The following is a 17,135-nucleotide window of genomic DNA, read 5'->3' on the forward strand; positions in this document are numbered from 1 at the left end:
GATGGTTAAGAAAAAGCTATCGCGGAGGTCGCTGAGGTCGGTTCAGCGGGTCGCGGTGATGGACTTCGGACCGCGGCCCACAGCCACGACACCGGACTGCACGATCTCGCGAATCCCGAAGGGCTCGACCATGCGCAGCAGCGCGTCGAGCTTGGAACGGGTGCCGGTCGCTTCGATGGTGAGCGCGTCGGGCGAGACGTCGATCACCTTGGCGCGGAACAACTGCACGGCCTCGATCACCTGTGTGCGCACCGACGCGTCGGCGCGCACCTTCACCAGGATCAGTTCGCGGGCCACCGAGGCGTCGGCGTCCTGCTCCACGATCTTGATGACGTTGATCAGCTTGTTGAGCTGCTTGGTGACCTGCTCGAGCGGCAGGTCGTCGACGGTGACCACGATGGTCATCCGCGAGATCTCGGGGATCTCGGTGCCACCGACGGCCAGGGATTCGATGTTGAAGCCACGGCGCGAGAACAGGCTCGCGACACGCGCCAGCACGCCCGGCTTGTCCTCGACGAGAACGCTCAGCGTGTGGGTGGTACTCATGCTTGATTACCCTTCTGGGGTGCGTCCTGCTCGTTGAATGCGCCCTGCTCGCGTTCCATCGCCTCGTGGATGACGGCCGGTTCCGCGACCGCCTCGTCCTCGTCGAAGAGCGGGCGGATGCCACGGGCGAACATGATCTCGTCGTTGCTGGTGCCCGCGGCGACCATCGGCCACACCTGGGCGTCCTTGCCGACGATGAAGTCGATCACGACCGGACGGTCGGTGATCGCCTGCGCCTGCCGGATAGCGGCCTCGACCTCGTCTTCGGACTCGACCCGGATGCCGACACAGCCCAGCGCCTCGGCCAGCTTCACGAAGTCGGGGATGCGCAGGGTGTGCGTGCCGAGATCGGTGTTGGAGTAGCGCTGTTCGTAGAACAGGGTCTGCCACTGACGGACCATGCCGAGGTTGCCGTTGTTGATCAGCGCGACCTTGATCGGCACGCCCTCCACGGCGCAGGTGGCCAGTTCCTGGTTGGTCATCTGGAAGCAACCGTCACCGTCGACCGCCCAGACTTCCTTCTCCGGGGTGCCCATCTTCGCGCCCATCGCGGCGGGCACGGCGTAGCCCATGGTGCCCAGGCCACCGGAGTTGAGCCAGGTGCGCGGCTTCTCGTACTTGATGAACTGCGCGGCCCACATCTGGTGCTGGCCGACACCGGCGCAGTACACGGCGTCGGGACCGGCCAGGCGGCCCAGCGACTCGATGACGAACTCCGGCGACAGCGAACCGTCGCTGGGGGTCTGCCAGCCCAGCGGGTAGTTCTCGCGGATACCGCTGAGGTAGGACCACCATTCGGTGAGCGTCAGCAGCGGGGCGGCACCGGTCTGCGGATCGGCTTTGAGGGTCTCGATCAGCTCGGCGATCACCTCACGCGCGTCGCCGACGATCGGGACGTCGGTGTGGCGGTTCTTGCCGATCTCGGCCGGGTCGATGTCGGCGTGGATGACCTTGGCTTCGGGAGCGAAGGAGTCCAGCTGACCGGTAACACGGTCGTCGAAGCGGGCGCCGAGAGTGATCAGCAGATCCGACTTCTGCAGCGCCGCGACCGCGCCGACGGTGCCGTGCATACCGGGCATGCCCATGTTCAGGGTGTGGCTGTCGGGGAACGCGCCGCGCGCCATCAGGGTGGTGACCACCGGGATGCCGGTCAGTTCGGCCAGCTCGAGCAGTTCGGGCGAGGCGTCGGACTTGATCACACCGCCACCGACGTAGAGCACCGGCCGCTTGGCTTCCATGATCATCCGGGCGGCTTCGCGCACCTGCTTGCCGTGCGGTTTGGTGACCGGCCGGTAGCCGGGCAGCCGCATCTCCGGCGGCCACGAGAACGTGGTCTGGGCCTGCAGGGCGTCCTTGGTGATGTCGACCAGCACCGCGCCCGGGCGGCCGGAGGCGGCGAGGTAGAACGCCTCGGCCAGGATGCGCGGGATCTCGGCCGCGTCCTTGACCAGGAAGTTGTGCTTGGTGATCGGCATGGTGATGCCGGAGATGTCGGCTTCCTGGAACGCGTCGGTGCCGACCAGGCTCGACGCCACCTGTCCGGTGATCGCCACGATCGGGACCGAATCCATCTGCGCGTCGGCCAGCGGGGTCACCAGGTTGGTGGCGCCGGGACCGGATGTGGCCATGCACACACCGACTTTGCCCGAGGCCTGCGCGTACCCGGTGGCCGCGTGACCGGCGCCCTGTTCGTGGCGCACCAGCACGTGGCGGACCTTCTCGGAATCGAACAGCGGGTCGTAGACCGGGAGCACCGCGCCGCCGGGAATGCCGAATACGGTGTCGACGTCGAGCTCCTCGAGCGACCGGACCACCGACTGCGCGCCGGTGACGCGCTCGGGCGCCACCTGGCGCCGGGTGGAGTTGGCCGCCGGGTTGTCAGCCTGGTTCGGCTGTCCCGTTGAAGGCGCTGACCTGCGGGCCGATGGCCCGGGTCGTGCGGTTGGAGCACTCACCGTCTTCGTTCCTCACTGTGTTGTTCTGACTCCGGACTGGCGCGGAATTCGCCGGAACACAAAAAAGCCCCCGACCAGCGCATGCTGTTCGAGGGTGGCGCGTCGCAACGCGAGCTGACGTATTCGACTCAGGTAGTCAGGCTCGACGCTGGACGCGCCGGCCGAGTACGAGCAACTCGTTTCGGTTCACACACACGACGTTATGCGCGCGTGGACCGATGAGTCAAACAGGCTACCCGCCGTGTCCCATTATGTGGGACTCGAGTGGTTGCGTGGGTCCGTGTACCAAGATGCGAGGATAGGGGGGTGTCATCACCGCATCAGTCCGTGCCACCGGCTAAATCGTCCCACACCACCGACGAGGGAACCGATACGGGTCGCCGTCGCCGACCCGGCGGCCTGCGCGCGGCCAGTCCGGGACGGCTCGCGGCGATCGGCATCGTGGTACTGGCGTACCTGACCTTCGTCGTGGTCGGCACCGTGCAGGACACCTCACTCGGGGTGCGGATCGGCCTCATCGTGCCGACCGCGGTGATCGTCTGGCTGCTGATCCCCCGCCGGACGAACACCCCGACCCCCGGTCTGCACGTGATCGGCGTACCGCGCCTGGCCTACATCGGTGTGCTGGTGCTGGCGTTCTGCGTGTTCTTCCCGTTCGTCGGCTGGCCGGCCCTGCTGTGGTGGTTGCTGCTGGCACCGGTGCTCGCGGTGCTCTGGGTGGTGCGCACCCACACCACGATCTCCGACGCGGGTCTGGACCTGAGCACGATGTTCGGCCGCACCCGCCACCTCGACTGGGCACAGGTCAAGGGCATCAGCATTCCGAAGCGCGGTTACGTCAAGGCACGGCTGACCGACGACTCCGAAGTGAAGCTGCCCGCGGTGAGCTACGACCGGCTGCGCGAGCTGATCGAAGCCTCCGGTGGTCGACTGCCCGATGTGTTCGCCGCCGCGGAGCAGGCCGAGGCCGAACGCCTCGCCGCCGAGCGCGCCCAGGCGGAGGCGGCGCGCGAGACCGAGACCGAGACCAAGTCGGCGCCCGCGACCGCGGCCGAATCCGAGGCCGAGTCGGCGCCCGAGACCGAGACCGAATCCGAGGCGAAGTCGGCGTCCGAGACCGAGACCGGATCGAAGACCAAGGAGTCCGGCGCCGAGTAGTGACCGTCGGCTCGGTCACTCGAGGGGATCGCCACAGCCGTTGAACCGGTAAGCTGACGGCGACCGGGCACCACCGCGCCGACGGCACCACCGCGGCGACACCCTCCGGAGCGACACTCCCGCCTCGAGCCCCGGTTTCACCAGCCCCGTGCACCCACCGGCGCGACGCGACCCATCGCCCGCCGAGTAACGTGCACGGTTGCCGGACGCACCGCGCACGTGCACGGTGCCGCGCAGGTCAGCCCCCTGCGCGCACGCTCGAGCGCACCCAGCGACATTACGAGGATTCTCATGCCACCGCTTCGTTCACGCACCACCACCATCGGCCGCAATGCCGCGGGCGCGCGCTCGCTCTGGCGCGCGACCGGCATGACCGATTCCGATTTCGGTAAGCCGATCGTGGCGATCGCGAACTCCTACACGCAGTTCGTTCCGGGCCACGTGCACCTGAAGAACATGGGTGAGATCGTCGCCGAGGGCGTGCGTGCCGCCGGTGGCGTGCCGCGTGAGTTCCACACCATCGCCGTCGACGACGGTATCGCCATGGGCCACGGCGGCATGCTCTACTCGCTGCCCTCGCGCGAGATCATCGCCGACTCGGTCGAGTACATGGCCAACGCGCACACCGCCGACGCGCTGGTGTGTATCTCCAACTGCGACAAGATCACCCCCGGCATGCTCAATGCCGCGATGCGCCTCAACATCCCGGCCGTGTTCGTCTCCGGCGGGCCGATGGAGGCCGGTAAAGCCGTGATCGTCGACGGTGTCGCGCAGGCGCCGCTGGATCTGGTCAGCGCCATCTCGGCGAGCGCGAACCAGGCCGTGTCCGACGAGGGGCTCGACGAGGTCGAGCGGTCCGCGTGCCCGACCTGCGGTTCGTGTTCGGGCATGTTCACCGCGAACTCGATGAACTGCCTGACCGAGGCGCTGGGCCTCGCGCTGCCGGGCAACGGTTCCACCCTGGCCACCCACTCCGCGCGGCGCGCGCTGTTCGAGCGCGCCGGCACGGTGATCGTCGACATCGCCAAGCGCTGGTACCAGGACGAAGACGCTTCGGTGCTGCCCCGAAACGTGGCCAATGCCAAGGCGTTCCGCAACGCGATGGCGCTCGACGTGGCGATGGGCGGATCCACCAACACGGTGCTGCACACCCTCGCCGCCGCCCAGGAGGGCGAGATCGACTTCGATCTGCAGACCATCGATGAGATCAGCCGCCGGGTGCCGTGCCTGTCGAAGGTCTCGCCCAACTCCGATTACCACATGGAAGACGTGCACCGCGCCGGTGGCATCCCCGCCATCCTGGGCGAATTGCGGCGCGGTGGTCTGCTGGAGCTGGACGTGAGCACCGTGCACACCACGAACTACGAGGAGTTCCTCGACACCTGGGACATCCGCTCCGGCAAGACTTCCGAGGAAGCGCTGGAACTGTTCCACGCCGCCCCCGGTGGGGTGCGCACCGTGGAACCGTTCTCCACCAGCAACCGCTGGTCCTCGCTCGACACCGACGCCGCCGGTGGCTGCATCCGCGACGTCGAACACGCCTACACCGTCGAAGGCGGACTGTGCGTGCTGCGCGGCAACATCGCCCCCGACGGCGCGATCCTCAAGACCGCGGGCATCGACGAAGAACTGTTCACCTTCGAGGGCCCGGCCGTGGTGGTCGAGTCGCAGGAGGAGGCGGTGTCGATGATCCTGGGCAAGAAGATCCAGCCCGGCGATGTGGTGGTCGTGCGCTACGAAGGCCCCGCGGGTGGTCCCGGCATGCAGGAAATGCTGCACCCCACTTCGTTCCTCAAGGGCCTGGGCCTGGGCAAGGTGTGCGCCCTGATCACCGACGGCCGCTTCTCCGGCGGCACCTCGGGCCTGTCGATCGGCCACGTCTCCCCCGAAGCCGCCTCCGGTGGCGTGATCGGCCTGATCGAGAACGGCGACCGCATCCGCATCGACGTGCACACCCGTGCGCTGGAGGTGCTGGTCGCCGACGAGGTTCTCGCCGAACGTCGCGCGAAGATGGAAGCCTCCGAGCGTCCGTGGCAGCCGGTGAACCGCGATCGCACTGTCACCACCGCTCTGCGCGCTTATGCGGCGCTGGCGACGTCGGCCGACAAGGGTGCGGTCCGCCAGGTGCCCTGACGCGAAACGACGAAAACCGCCGGCCTCGAGTCCGAACAGGACTCGGGGCCGGCGGTTTACGTAGCTCGGTGTGATCACCGACAAAGCCGGAAACTGGTACGGACGGGGAACTGGTCGTGGTCAGCGGGTCACCCGCACGTAGGTGCCGGCCCCGGGATCCAGAGACGGGTTGTACGCCGAAAACGACTGATCGCTCACAGCCTGCACAGTGACAACGGCACCGGTACTCAGGTCGAGCGATGTCGACACCGTCGCCGTGGCTGCTCCGTTTCCGGGCACTTCCTGGACTGATCCGGTTGCCACGACCACACCATCCACCAGCAGCCGCAACGTCACGTCCACCGCGAAGATGCTGCTGGCGGTGAACACCGCCGCGGCGGAGATGTCGGCGCCGACCGAGCCCGTGACAACAACCAGGCCGTCGCCGGACAGTGTGGTGCCCGGGAAGCCCACGGTATCCGCGGCCCAGCCCGGGACCGTGGTCCACGTGGTCGTGATGCCGGGCCAGCTGCCGTCCTTGATCATGCCGGACGGGCTGAACGCGGTGTGGTAGGCGACCTCCAGCGTTCCGGCACCGGCCGCGGCAGCCGCGGCGGCCGCACGAGGTTCCTGATCGACCGACACCGCTCCGGCGCCCGTCGCCCCGGCTGGGTTTCCCACCCGGACAGACAGAGTGCCGTTCGCCGATGTCGGTGGCCGCTGTCCGGCGCCGGCCCCGGACACCGCGGAACCGGCGAAGGCCGCCGGCCGGACCACCGGGCCGACTGCGGCGACCTCCGCGGTCGCGGTGCCTTCGGCCATGCCGAGCGCGCTCTCCGGAGCCAGCCCGGAGTAGCGGCCGGTGCCGCGGAACAACGCCGACGTCGCAGCTACCACTTCGAACGCGACCTCGGCCGTGCCGACCGCGATACCTGCACCGGTGGTGCCGAGATCGACGGCACCGGAGGCACCACCGACGGCGGCGAACGGGGCCGCCACCACGGCGCCACCGGATCGGATCGCCACCGCGGCAACGGGTGATCCGACGCCCGACCCGGGCAGAGGTACCGTCGACCGCCACGACTTCGAGGCGAAGAGCCTGCCCTCACCAGCGGTTCGGGCCACTCCGGTAGCTCGCGCTGCGTCGACGACGGCGGCCACGCTGCCCGCACCACCGAACGAGGCCACCGAATACGGCTCGATCACCGGTACGTCGACTTCGAGGTGAGAAAATCCGGGGGTCGGCAACGTAACCTGGTCGACCGGTGACACCGGTCGAGTCACGGCCGAGGCCGGTTGCGAGGGCGGCACGGCGCGCGTCCAGATCTGTTGCGTGGCCATGCTGATTCCCCTTTTCTCAGGACTGGGTGAAGGTGGGGGTGATCAGCAGCTGCCCCTGGGCGCCCAGGGTGGTGGAGCTGATCGCGACCTTGTCGATGAAGTCGCTCTCACCGCCGGTGGCGCTCTTCCACAGACCCACGTGGGTGTAGGTGTCGGCGGGCAGATCGATGGTGACCTGGGCGCCGGTGATCACACCGCCGGTGCCGGAGGTCCAGGTGGTCTGCTTCCGTTCGTAAGCGGGGGTGCCGCCGGCGGCCTCATTGGCACCGGTGGTCCCCGGGTCGGCGGTGTGGACACTGATGAAGGCGACATTCGAGCCGGCGATGGTCTTGTAGGCGTCGGCGAGGACCTGCCGGGTTGCGGACACAGTGATAGCCATGATGAAAATCCTTCTGGGAGATACGAAATGAGATGAGGGCGCCGCAGCGGTTACTTACTGCTTGCGGCGGACCGCGCCGAAGAACCAGAGGTATTCGGTGCTGGGGGTGGTCGGATAGGAGACGTAGAGGCGGTACTTGGCGCCGGCGGGCACGGTGTCGGCCAACTCGGCCTGGACCACGAAACGGGCTTCGGACTCGGTGAGCACCGCCTGCCAGTTCGCGATCTCGTTCTCGCCGTTGTCGACCACGACGATGCGCACGGAGCTACCGGCCGGGAAGGCCGACCCTTCGGGAAGGGTCAGGGTGTGGACGAAGTCGGCGCCTTTGGACAGGACCAGGGTCAGGTTCGTGGGATCGTGGCCCAGTTGCTTCGCGGCGGCCATGATCAGCTCACCTCGTCGACGGGTGCGACCGGATCCGGTTCCACGAAGACCGGTTCCGGGACGGGGTCCAGCGTGCCGAGGAAGATACTGCCGCGACGTCGCGGCACTCCATCGGACACCGTGGACACGTGCAAAGTTTGCTGGTTCACCTCCAATTCGAGGTCGATTCCTGCGATTACGACTGACTTGCTCATAGATCCTCTACTTTCCAGAAGTCCCAGCCGCCGCCGTTCACCCACGACACCCGTTCGTTTCCGAGTCCCGCGTATCGGTGCGCCCGGCCGCTGGGCAAGATGCCGTCGGCATCGATATAGGTGACTACGTCCACCCAGTCACCGGCGATCCGGCGCTGCGCGAGGTAGACATTTCCGGTTGCTCTGAGGCGCAACACATCACCGCTGTTCACCGTGGTCTCGCCTGCGGACAACTGGGTCCAGGTGCCGCCGGAGAACCGGTAGATCCCGATCGCGTTCTGCACCACGTTCAGCGAGACGAACTCACGGTTGTCGGGGCCGGATCGCAGCATCAGCCAGGCGTGGCGCACGGTGGGGTCGATGACGCGGCCGGTGACCATGTGGTCGTCGTAGTTCATCGACTTGGCGTACAGGTACCGGCGTATGCCGTCCGATCCGCCGGAGACCACGAACACGCCACCGGCGACCCACGCGGGCAACGCCGTCATCCGGGCGAACGCGGTGGGGATCACGCCGCGGTCGAACCCTTCGTACCGGATCAGCTTCGGCGGGTCGCCGCTGAGCAGCTTCTTGCTCAAACCCACGTAGGGAATGTCGCCGGAGCTGAAGTCGAGTGCGGTCTCGGCCAGCGTCTCCCCCACCGCCGGTGGGGTGGCCGCCGGGAACGTGGCCGCGGCCCGGGCCGGCTGAGCGGTCGCGGGGCGCGGCAACTCGGTGGCGGGGATGCCCAACAGCGGGCGCACCGCGCCCGGACCACACTGATGCACGCCGACGAACACCGACTCGCCGACCTCGAAGACGAGGTCGACGGGCATCTCGACGGAGTGCTCGAACCGGGAGTTCGTGATGAGCGGGGTCTGGTCACCGGACACCCATTCGATCCGGATGTCACCGGATTCCAAGACCCGGCCCACCACCACGTACAGCGCACACGGATCACCCGGCGCCGCGTCGACCATGTAGGTGACGATCTGCCGGCCGCCATCGAACCTGGCCCGGATATATGCGCCGGCCAGCGCATTCGCGGGTGGAGTGTGCACCGGGGTCCAGCGGACGGAGAACGTCTGCGCCGAATAGACCGGCAGCCCGTTGCTGTCGTAGTAGGCGACGTAGGTATAGGTGTAGGCGGTGTATCCGGCTTTGGTTCCGTAGACGAGGTCCCAAGCCTTGCGGGTCAGCAATGCCCGCGGAATCGAGGATTCCTCGGCGAGGTTCATCGCCGCCCAGTAGGGGCTGATCGGCAGGCCGTCGATCACCACCTGCACCCGGGAATTCGTCGCCGCCAACCCGTCACCGCTCTCGGTGACCAGCCGTTCGGCCAGGTCGGCCACCCGCTGTGAATCGCCGGCCGATGCCCGGGCCTCGGCGGCCTTCTCGCGCAGCACCCCGGCCCAGCCCTGCAGATTCACCAGACCACCGGTGAATCCGGTGACCGCTTCGCAGAAGTCGGCGGCGAACTCGTGCAGGCCGACCCGGACCGCCGTGGCGAGGTTGACCGGAATCGCGACGAAACTGCGCACCACCTGAGCGCGCACCCGCTCCTCGATCTGGCGCTGATTCACCGAGGACAACCCGGCAAGGGAGTTGCCCTGCGGCACCGGACCGTAGGCGCCATCGGGTAGCTGGTGGTCGGGGCTGGTCACAGGTCTTCCGCCTTCCAGTCGCCCCAACCACCACTGTTCGTCCAGGATTGGCGGGTGACGCCGAGCCCGGTGTATCGGTAGCTGGAGCCACGCGGAATGACGTCATCGACATCGGTGTGGCTCAGTACCACCACCCACTCGCCGTCCACCGGCCGTTCCACGGAGAACACGTTGCCCTCGGCGCGGATCCGGAACTGGTCGTTGTCAGCGACCGTGGTGGCCAAAACGGCCAGTGTCGTCGACGATCCCCCGGTCCAGCGGTAGATGCCGATGTCACTGCTGTTCACCGACAGCGTCACGTAGTCGGTGTTCGCCGCGTTGGAGCGGATCAGCAGACGGGCATATTGGATGCTGGGCTCTCGGATCCGGCCGGACACGAGTTGGTCGTCATAGTTCAGCGTCTGCCCGTACAGGTAGCGGCGGATGCCGTCGTCGAGTCCGGAGACCACGAACACGCCACCGGACACGGTCGCGTAGCGGGCCGAGCTCCGCACCATCGCCGTCGGCATCCCCGATTCGAAATCTTCGTAGAAGCGCAACGGCACCGGCTCGCCGGTGACCGAGGACTTGCCGAACGAGACGTAGGGAATGCGCCGAGAGCCGAAATCCAATGCGCCCGCAGCCAGGTTCGTACCCGCCACCAGTGGTGCCGAGGCCGCGAACTCGGCGTTGAGCTGCGGGGGCCACACCGTCGGCGGCCGGGGGATGTTCGCGGCCTCGATCCCGTGTAGCGGACGCCGGTTACCCGAGCCGAGCTGGTGCACACCGACGAAGGCGGTCTCCCCTTGCTCGAAGACCAGTTCGGTGGGCAGCTCGACCGTGCGCTCGGCCGGGTTGTTCGTGATCTCCGGGGTCTGGTCCGGCGAAACCCATTCGATCCGGACGTCACCCGAGGGCAGCATCCGCCCGACCACCAGATGCAACGCACAGGGCGAGGACACCTGGGCCGGGGTGTAGCTCACCACCTTGCGGCCGCCGCTGTACAGGCACCGGATGAACGCGCCGGTCAGCGTGTTCGCCGGCGGCACGAAGGCCGGGTCGTACTGCACCGAGACCACCGAACCCGAGACCGAGATCGCGCGCACGCAGCGGTCGAGCAGCGTGCGGGGGAACGAGGATTCCTCGGTGAGGTTCATCGTCTCCCAGTACGGCTTGACCGGCAAACCGTCGATCACCACCTGCACTTTGGAGTTGGTGGCCTCCAGGATCACCGTCTGGTTGTCGGCCGCCGATTGCGCACCGGAGGCGGTCTGCTTGGCGGTGACGGAATCGTTGATGGCCTCATCGGCGTCGGCGCGCAAGGTGCGGGCCCAGCCGCTCAGATCGACGAATCCGCCTGTCGCGCCGGTGATCGCATCGCACAGGTCGGCCAGGAAGTCCTTGACCCCGGCCTCGATCACCGCGCCGAAGTTGATCGCGACATTCGAGAACGAGCGAACGATGGGCGCGGCCATCGCCGACCGAGCGGCGTCCTCGGTCGGCTGCGGGATCCCGGTACCACCGGTGTGAGCGCCCTCCGGCACGATCTGGTCGGGGCTGGTCATGGCGTGCCGTCAATGGTGGTGCCCGCATGTGCGCCATCCGTCCGGTCCGGCGCCGGTTCGGCCAGGTCGCCGGCCTCCCGCAGTTGCCGGACCAGTTCCCGGCGGGCGTCCACCGGCAGGTCCCGGATGGTGGGTACCGATTCCCGCACCGGTCGCGGGGTGCCCACCGGCACCCAGTTGCCCGACTGGGCGAGCCAGTGCTCGCCGGCCGGGTCGGCCGGATGGTATTCGAGAGCCTGTTCCTCCGGATGATGGCGGAAACCCAGCTCCCACAGGTGTTTCGACCACTTTCCGAGCACCTGCTGCGGGACCAGGAGCGGTCCGTTCCGCGGGCCGGGCAGGCCGATCAGCGCCCACAGGAAGGCTTCTTCGGGGTCGTTCGGATTGCATTGATGTTGCAGGGGAAGCGGCATGATCTCTTCCGTTTCAGGGGTGACGACTCACATGACGCCCAGCTGTTGCAGGTCGCCCATGATGGATTGGACATGGCGCAGCGCCTTGGCCACCGGGTCTTCCCGGGCCTTGTCGGTGCCGATGGTGACGTGCCAGGCCGGGGTGACGCCCCGCGACCAGGACATGTTCAGCTCGGTCACCTGCTCGACGAAGATCTGCCCCTTCGGCAGACCAGCGACGGTGGCACCGATCCGGTCGCCGAGGAAGAAATGACCGCGACCGTTCTCCCCGATCAGATACGGGGCGCCGTCGGCGACGGTGACCTTGTGCGAGGTGAACCCGCGCGTCGCCCACAGGCCGGCCCGGATCGCGACCAGCGAGGACAACGTGTATGCCTTGTCGGCGCCGGACTGGAAGTACTCGAAATAGTGCGACCAGCCCGTCTTCGGCGGGCGCAGCGGCGATTTGAACGACATCCAGGCCAGCACCGTGTCCTCGTAGAGCGGTTTGAGGAAGGCGTCCAGTGGTCCGCCCAGCGGTGGCAGGCTCACCCCGGCACCGCCGATGCCGGGAATGCTCAGCGTCACCGTGGAGGTGAGGTTGCCGACCATCTGGACGACCGCGGAGATCACCTCGTTCACCCCGGGCATGCTGTGGCCGCCCGCGTTGATCTGCACGGCGGTGGCCGGCGAGATGGTGAACTCGGAGGTCTGGATACCGGTGTACTCCGACTCGCGGTACACGACCCACGGATTGGACGGCCTGGTGCCGAGCCAGCCCGGTTCGTGATATTCCTCGGGGGCGTTCGGGTCGGGCAGGATGTTCGGCTCCTGCTCCTCGAAGTCGCCGACGAACTGCTGGACCGTGTGGACCAGCCCGTCCAGCGCGGTGCCGCCCTCCGAGGTCCCGCTGAAGTACCCGGACTTGTCGACGATGTCGAACACCAGGCACCCGTGCCGCAACTGCGCGCCCGGCCAGGGTGGTGGGTCACCGTCCAGATAGCGGCGGCAGGTGACCATGAGCTGAGCGTCCTCGAGGGTGCCCTGCGCCATCTCGTGCCAGGTCTTCCACCTGGACGAGAGCACGGTCCAGATCGAGGTGTCGGTCCCGAAGTCGCTCGGCGCCACCACCATCGACCAGTTCGATTGATCCAGGTCGAACCACTGCCCCGGGTCGAGCGGATCGTCCGGCAACGCCCACAGGCTGGCTTCCTTGCGCAGCACGTTGAGGAACAGCGCCAGCTTCAGGCACCAGATCGAGGGGCCGGCCAGCATGAACACCCGCGGGAACTGGAAGATCGCAGGCAGGAACGGATTGCTCCACGCCTGGATCCATTTCAGCTCCTCGTAGTCGTGCATGAACTGCAGGACCACTGTCTGCAGCCCCGTTTCGGCCTTGCGCAGCGTCGCCGTCTTCATCCGGCCGCTCCACCGTGCCCCGTCCTTGTCGACGGTGATGTGGACGTTCTGGGTGCTGCGCGCCGAAGCGTCCATCACCCATTCGGCCAGATAGTGATCGGCCGGGAGAACCAGCTGCCCGGTACCGGATTCGTTGAGCAGCCAGGTGAAGTCGGCGGCGATCTCCGCGCGGCAGATACCGCGCAGGTTCCAGTCGCCGTCCCACAGCCGCACCAGTGGCGGTTCGATCCGCTTGTCCTTACGGGCCCGACGCACCCGCACCGCATTGCGGTAGACCGCTTCGAGGTCGGCACTCATTGCAGACCCCACGGCCGCGACCAGTTCCGCGGGCAGCGCACCTGAACCGCCGCACCCGGCGTCGCACCGCGCACCGTCACCGGGACCAGGGTCTCCGGCGTCCACGCGGGCACCGGGTGCAAGAACAGCACGCCGTTCATCCGCGCCCACAGCGAGCTGCGGTCGGCGGCGACGATCATCTCCTCCATCGGATCGGTGTCGACGGTCGCGTCCTGCCCCGCCGCGAGTACCGGCAGGGTGATCACCCGATCCTCGTTCTCGTCATCGGCCCAGGAGAAGTCCGGCAGGGTCCAGGTACCCGGCGCGGTCACCACCCATTTCAGCCACAACGGTTGATCGGTCGGATTCGACACCGGCAGCCACATCGTCTCCGATGCGCCGGCGCCGGTGGTGTCGGTGGTCGAGACCGCGGATGCGGTCACGTCTTCCTCCACCCACCACGGGAGACCGGCCGTGCAGGTCATGGTGACCTGACCCCACCGCTTCAGATGCGGGTCCTTGGCCGACTTGAAGTCCGGCTGCTGGGCCAACCGCAGATGCAGACTGCGCGATCCGTACTCGGTCGTCACGGTCAGTTTGGTGTCGCGGTCGTAGGCCCACGCCTTGCGCCACGCGGAATCCACCGCTTCCCAAGTAGCCGAGTCGGTTTCAAAGATGTTCACCCCGAACACGACGTCGCGCTTGAGCCAATTGGCGCCGCCGTAGCTGGCGCCGATCTGGAACGCCGACGAGTTCCAGATCGTGGTCACCGGGGCGTCGTAGAGTCCGACCGGGGTCGTACCCAGCTCGACGCCTTCGGTTCCTTGTCCGGCGCCGGACAGCGTCCACCAGGACCCGTCGACACCTTCTACTTCGATCAATGCGGCTTCGGCCACGATCTCATCACCTCTGTTCGATCGGGAGTGTCAGTTCCAGCGGGCGGTGTAGGTCAGCGCCCGCTGCGCCTCCCAGGTCTTCGCCTTGTTGAATGCGGTGTCGATATCCGGAGTGGACAGCGAGATGCTCATCGACTGGTCCACCGTCGAGTTCCCGCGGCCGGCTGCCCCCGACATCGCGGGCAGCCGCAGTGGCTGCAGGCCCTCCAGCCCGGCCAGTCCGGCAGCGTCGCGGCTCACCGACGCCAGCAGCGAATCGTTCGACTGGGCAGCCGCCGCAACGAGTTCCGCCTCGGAGCCGCCGGCCGATTTCTCGTTCGCAGCTGCCTGCTGGTCGACCATGGCGTTGTGCGTCTTCATCGCCGCCTGTACCAGCGGGGGCACGCGGTCTACACCGAAGACGCCGAGGGCATCGCCCAGGAATCCGCTCGCACCTGTACCCAGCGCTCCGGCGATGGCCGTCTTGCCCTCTACCAGAGCCGTTTGCCTGGCCTTCTCGCGCGGGTCCTCGATGTCCTCCAGGACGGGCGCCTCGCCCTTGCCGCCGAAGAAGCCACGCATCGCAGCCGACTTCACATCGCCGCCGGCCCAGTCCGACCACGACGAGTACTCACCGATCCGGTCGCTACCGGCGAACCAGGACAGCTGTCCGCTGTTGATGGCTTCCAGGAGCGGCAGGTTCTCGGCGGTAGCCCCAGCGTTCACGATGTACTCACCGTTGGACGCCATCACCGGGATGAGGTCATCGCGGGGGCCACCCGGCCCGCGGAGCAGACCACCATCGGCCTTCTTCTGTCCGCCGTCCGCGAATGCCCGCAACTTACCGACAACGCCACTGAGGTCGGGCGCCCCTGGAATATAGGACGCAACACTCGAAATCTTGTCCAGGACATTGGCGACAAAGCCGACCACACTGCGCATCTTGTCGACGACCCCGTCCAAGGCACCCTTCACGATGCCGCCCATCGACTTGAAGAAGCCGCCGATCTTCCCACTGGAAACCTTGAAGATCGGCAGGATCTTCTCGTTCCACATGGTGACGACCCACTTCGCCAGCGGATCCAGCATCTTCTTCTTGACATTGTTGAAGACCTTGCCCAACTTCCCCCAGTTGGAGATCAGCAACTCGACAGCGGTAACCACCAGGCCGAGCGGGTTCATCCGCGTCGCAAAGTTGAAAGCCTTGGTGGCGATCGTCGCCTTCTTCGTCGCCGAGGTCGCCGACTTCTGCGAGCCCGCGGACTTCTTCACCGTCTTGTCCAGCGACTGCTGCGCCTTGTCAGCAGCCGTCGCGGCCTTCGAGAAGTCCTTCGTCGCCTTGAGCCGGTCACCCATGGCCTTGTCCATGCCCCCGCCGGAGCTACTGACCGCCCCTGAAGAAACACCACCGATCCCGCGACTGCGACCCCGCCCGACGCCAGCGCCACTCAGACCCGAAACACCGGCAGCAATTCCCACGCCGATGCCTGGCTGTGAAGAATTTTTTCCGGCAACACCGGTGGATGTACTTTGCGCGACCGCGGACCCCAACGGAGCGGCGGCGGCGTCCGCGGCACCCGTTCCGCCTCCCAGCCCGAGCGTACCCGCGACAAGCGCACCGGTCACAGCAGTCACAGCGCCGGCTCTGCGGAACATCCCCGTTGGCCTGGGGCGTCCACCGGTCTTTCCAGCCCCCTCGGACTTACCGCGTCCAACTCGGTCCTTGAGCCGGTTTGCAGCACCGGATGCATTCGAAGTGATCGTGTCCAGACCATCGTTGAAAGTCTTGGCTGCACCCCCCGCTCCCGAACGAGCTGCATCTACCCACTTCATCGATCTCGAGCCGACCGCAGCTGCTCGGGCTCTTACCTGACCTGCGCCTCGTCCAGCCATCGACGAGACCGACTGCAGCCCATCTCCGAAGGTGCCGACAGCCCTATTTCCTGTCTCCAGAGCTGCGTTCGACCACCCCTTGGACTTTTCCCGGAGTGCGTTGCCAAAGCTCGCCATTCGACCAGTTCCACGAACCTGGCGTGGTTCGGACACAGTCTCGCCAGACGTCCTATCATCGTCGCCGGGCCCACCAGAACGGCCCGTCGAACCAAGCTCACGAGCCTTGCCGATCAGCGACCCCACACCAACGTCGTTGAGGCCCTTTAGTCCCGTGGTGACACTCGCGAGAGCAGAGAAAGTCCCGAAAATCCGCTCTTCGGCCGACTTTCCATCATCAAGCGCCGTCGATAGTGACGAATTGAAATCAGCAAAGGCCATCGATGCATCAGCCCCGCCAAGAAAACTGTCATGAAACCTTCCAACAGTCCGTGCTGAACCAGAATTTCTGTCCTGGCTGCCACCATTAGAATCACCACCAGGTTCGACCCGAGATACGGCCATCCCCCCACTACTCAGGGAACTGGTCGAAGTACGAATATCGGACAACAGCTCCTTGATGTCGGAGACCTTGGCATACATCATTCCAATGCGGTCTTTGATGGTCACGAAATCAGATTTTGCTGATTGCTCGCCACTACTGGAACCTGAGTCGCCACCCTCCGTCGCTTCCCACTCTGCCTCGGCCCACGATTTCAACGCTTCCAACGCTTGCTGAAACCAGTTGGTAGAATCGGATTCGGAAGCCCGCGGCAGCGGACCACCATACCCAGCGGCCTGTGCACCTAGCGCCTCCGCGAGTCTGGGGTCGACCTGCACATTTAGGTTCAGGCGCACGCTGGAATTAGTTCCAACCGCAAGAGGCGCTATAGAATCGTTCATATTTACCGGAACAGAAACTTCACTGTACGTTTCCTGCAACATCTTCATCCTACCTAAGTTGGGTCCAATTCAGTACCGCACACACGACAATGCCTTCTACGCGTAGCCGAACCACCTCCACCTGCGGAGTGACACCGACGGCCTT

Annotated in this window: 14 protein-coding genes; 2 read left to right on the plus strand and 12 right to left on the minus strand. The window is 66.5% G+C overall.

From position 1 onward, the window contains the following. Positions 1–42 precede the first annotated feature (42 nt). On the minus strand, positions 43–546 hold the full coding sequence (gene ilvN / locus ACFO5K_RS12440) for an acetolactate synthase small subunit (protein WP_189024559.1): 504 nt from the start codon (positions 544–546) through the stop codon (positions 43–45). After that, on the minus strand, positions 543–2,501 hold the full coding sequence (locus tag ACFO5K_RS12445) for an acetolactate synthase large subunit (protein ID WP_378560736.1): 1,959 nt from the start codon (positions 2,499–2,501) through the stop codon (positions 543–545). The genes ilvN and ACFO5K_RS12445 overlap by 4 nt, the downstream gene beginning before the upstream one ends. A 306-nt stretch (positions 2,502–2,807) precedes the next feature. On the opposite strand from ACFO5K_RS12445, the gene ACFO5K_RS12450 reads away from it, so the two are divergent. Both ACFO5K_RS12450 and ilvD read left to right on the plus strand, forming a co-directional pair. Next, the gene (locus ACFO5K_RS12450) at positions 2,808–3,659 is read left to right on the plus strand and encodes a PH domain-containing protein (RefSeq protein ID WP_378560739.1); all 852 of its coding nucleotides are present in this window, start codon (positions 2,808–2,810) and stop codon (positions 3,657–3,659) included. A 291-nt stretch (positions 3,660–3,950) separates the two neighbouring features. Next, positions 3,951–5,792, plus strand: coding sequence for a dihydroxy-acid dehydratase (gene ilvD, locus ACFO5K_RS12455; RefSeq protein WP_378560742.1), 1,842 nt, complete (start codon positions 3,951–3,953; stop codon positions 5,790–5,792). A 120-nt stretch (positions 5,793–5,912) separates the two neighbouring features. Here the strand turns inward: ilvD and ACFO5K_RS12460 are convergent, their stop codons facing one another. From ACFO5K_RS12460 to ACFO5K_RS12505, 10 genes are read right to left on the minus strand one after another with little or no spacing between them, the layout of a single operon-like run. Beyond that, positions 5,913–7,112 carry a hypothetical protein gene (locus ACFO5K_RS12460; RefSeq protein ID WP_378560745.1) on the minus strand — a complete coding sequence of 400 codons (1,200 nt, stop codon included), beginning with the start codon at positions 7,110–7,112 and terminating at the stop codon, positions 5,913–5,915. Positions 7,113–7,128: 16 nt separating this feature from the next. Then, entirely contained in the window at positions 7,129–7,491 is a 363-nt protein-coding gene (locus ACFO5K_RS12465; protein ID WP_378560748.1) for a phage tail fiber protein, read from the minus strand. Between the two features lie 54 nt (positions 7,492–7,545). Beyond that, on the minus strand, positions 7,546–7,875 hold the full coding sequence (locus ACFO5K_RS12470) for an LtfC-like domain-containing protein (RefSeq protein ID WP_378560751.1): 330 nt from the start codon (positions 7,873–7,875) through the stop codon (positions 7,546–7,548). 2 nt (positions 7,876–7,877) lie between these two features. Next, positions 7,878–8,069 carry a hypothetical protein gene (locus ACFO5K_RS12475; protein WP_378560754.1) on the minus strand — a complete coding sequence of 64 codons (192 nt, stop codon included), beginning with the start codon at positions 8,067–8,069 and terminating at the stop codon, positions 7,878–7,880. Continuing rightward, a complete protein-coding gene (locus ACFO5K_RS12480; protein ID WP_378560757.1) occupies positions 8,066–9,712 on the minus strand; it encodes a hypothetical protein in 1,647 nt (548 codons plus the stop codon). The genes ACFO5K_RS12475 and ACFO5K_RS12480 overlap by 4 nt, the downstream gene beginning before the upstream one ends. Continuing rightward, entirely contained in the window at positions 9,709–11,256 is a 1,548-nt protein-coding gene (locus ACFO5K_RS12485; protein ID WP_378560760.1) for a hypothetical protein, read from the minus strand. Before ACFO5K_RS12485 ends, ACFO5K_RS12480 begins: the two co-directional genes overlap by 4 nt. Next, positions 11,253–11,669, minus strand: coding sequence for a phage gene 29 protein family protein (locus tag ACFO5K_RS12490; protein ID WP_378560763.1), 417 nt, complete (start codon positions 11,667–11,669; stop codon positions 11,253–11,255). The genes ACFO5K_RS12485 and ACFO5K_RS12490 overlap by 4 nt, the downstream gene beginning before the upstream one ends. 27 nt (positions 11,670–11,696) lie before the next feature. Next, entirely contained in the window at positions 11,697–13,364 is a 1,668-nt protein-coding gene (locus ACFO5K_RS12495; protein WP_378560766.1) for a Gp37-like protein, read from the minus strand. Then, the gene (locus tag ACFO5K_RS12500; RefSeq protein WP_378560769.1) at positions 13,361–14,239 is read right to left on the minus strand and encodes a phage tail protein; all 879 of its coding nucleotides are present in this window, start codon (positions 14,237–14,239) and stop codon (positions 13,361–13,363) included. The genes ACFO5K_RS12495 and ACFO5K_RS12500 overlap by 4 nt, the downstream gene beginning before the upstream one ends. 30 nt (positions 14,240–14,269) lie before the next feature. Beyond that, on the minus strand, positions 14,270–17,038 hold the full coding sequence (locus ACFO5K_RS12505) for a hypothetical protein (protein ID WP_378560772.1): 2,769 nt from the start codon (positions 17,036–17,038) through the stop codon (positions 14,270–14,272). Between the last annotated feature and the right edge of the window lie 97 nt (positions 17,039–17,135).

The sequence above is a fragment of the Nocardia halotolerans genome, from assembly GCF_042650145.1.
GTDB lineage: Bacteria > Actinomycetota > Actinomycetes > Mycobacteriales > Mycobacteriaceae > Nocardia > Nocardia halotolerans.

Bases quoted from the DNA above. Each gene is read 5' to 3' on its own strand.
- ilvN (WP_189024559.1), bottom strand. From the start codon at position 546: ATGAGTACCACCCACACGCTGAGCGTTCTCGTCGAGGACAAGCCGGGC.
- ilvD (WP_378560742.1), top strand. From the start codon at position 3,951: ATGCCACCGCTTCGTTCACGCACCACCACCATCGGCCGCAATGCCGCG.
- ACFO5K_RS12460 (WP_378560745.1), bottom strand. From the start codon at position 7,112: ATGGCCACGCAACAGATCTGGACGCGCGCCGTGCCGCCCTCGCAACCG.
- ACFO5K_RS12465 (WP_378560748.1), bottom strand. From the start codon at position 7,491: ATGGCTATCACTGTGTCCGCAACCCGGCAGGTCCTCGCCGACGCCTAC.
- ACFO5K_RS12470 (WP_378560751.1), bottom strand. From the start codon at position 7,875: ATGGCCGCCGCGAAGCAACTGGGCCACGATCCCACGAACCTGACCCTG.
- ACFO5K_RS12475 (WP_378560754.1), bottom strand. From the start codon at position 8,069: ATGAGCAAGTCAGTCGTAATCGCAGGAATCGACCTCGAATTGGAGGTG.
- ACFO5K_RS12485 (WP_378560760.1), bottom strand. From the start codon at position 11,256: ATGACCAGCCCCGACCAGATCGTGCCGGAGGGCGCTCACACCGGTGGT.
- ACFO5K_RS12490 (WP_378560763.1), bottom strand. From the start codon at position 11,669: ATGCCGCTTCCCCTGCAACATCAATGCAATCCGAACGACCCCGAAGAA.
- ACFO5K_RS12495 (WP_378560766.1), bottom strand. From the start codon at position 13,364: ATGAGTGCCGACCTCGAAGCGGTCTACCGCAATGCGGTGCGGGTGCGT.
- ACFO5K_RS12505 (WP_378560772.1), bottom strand. From the start codon at position 17,038: ATGAAGATGTTGCAGGAAACGTACAGTGAAGTTTCTGTTCCGGTAAAT.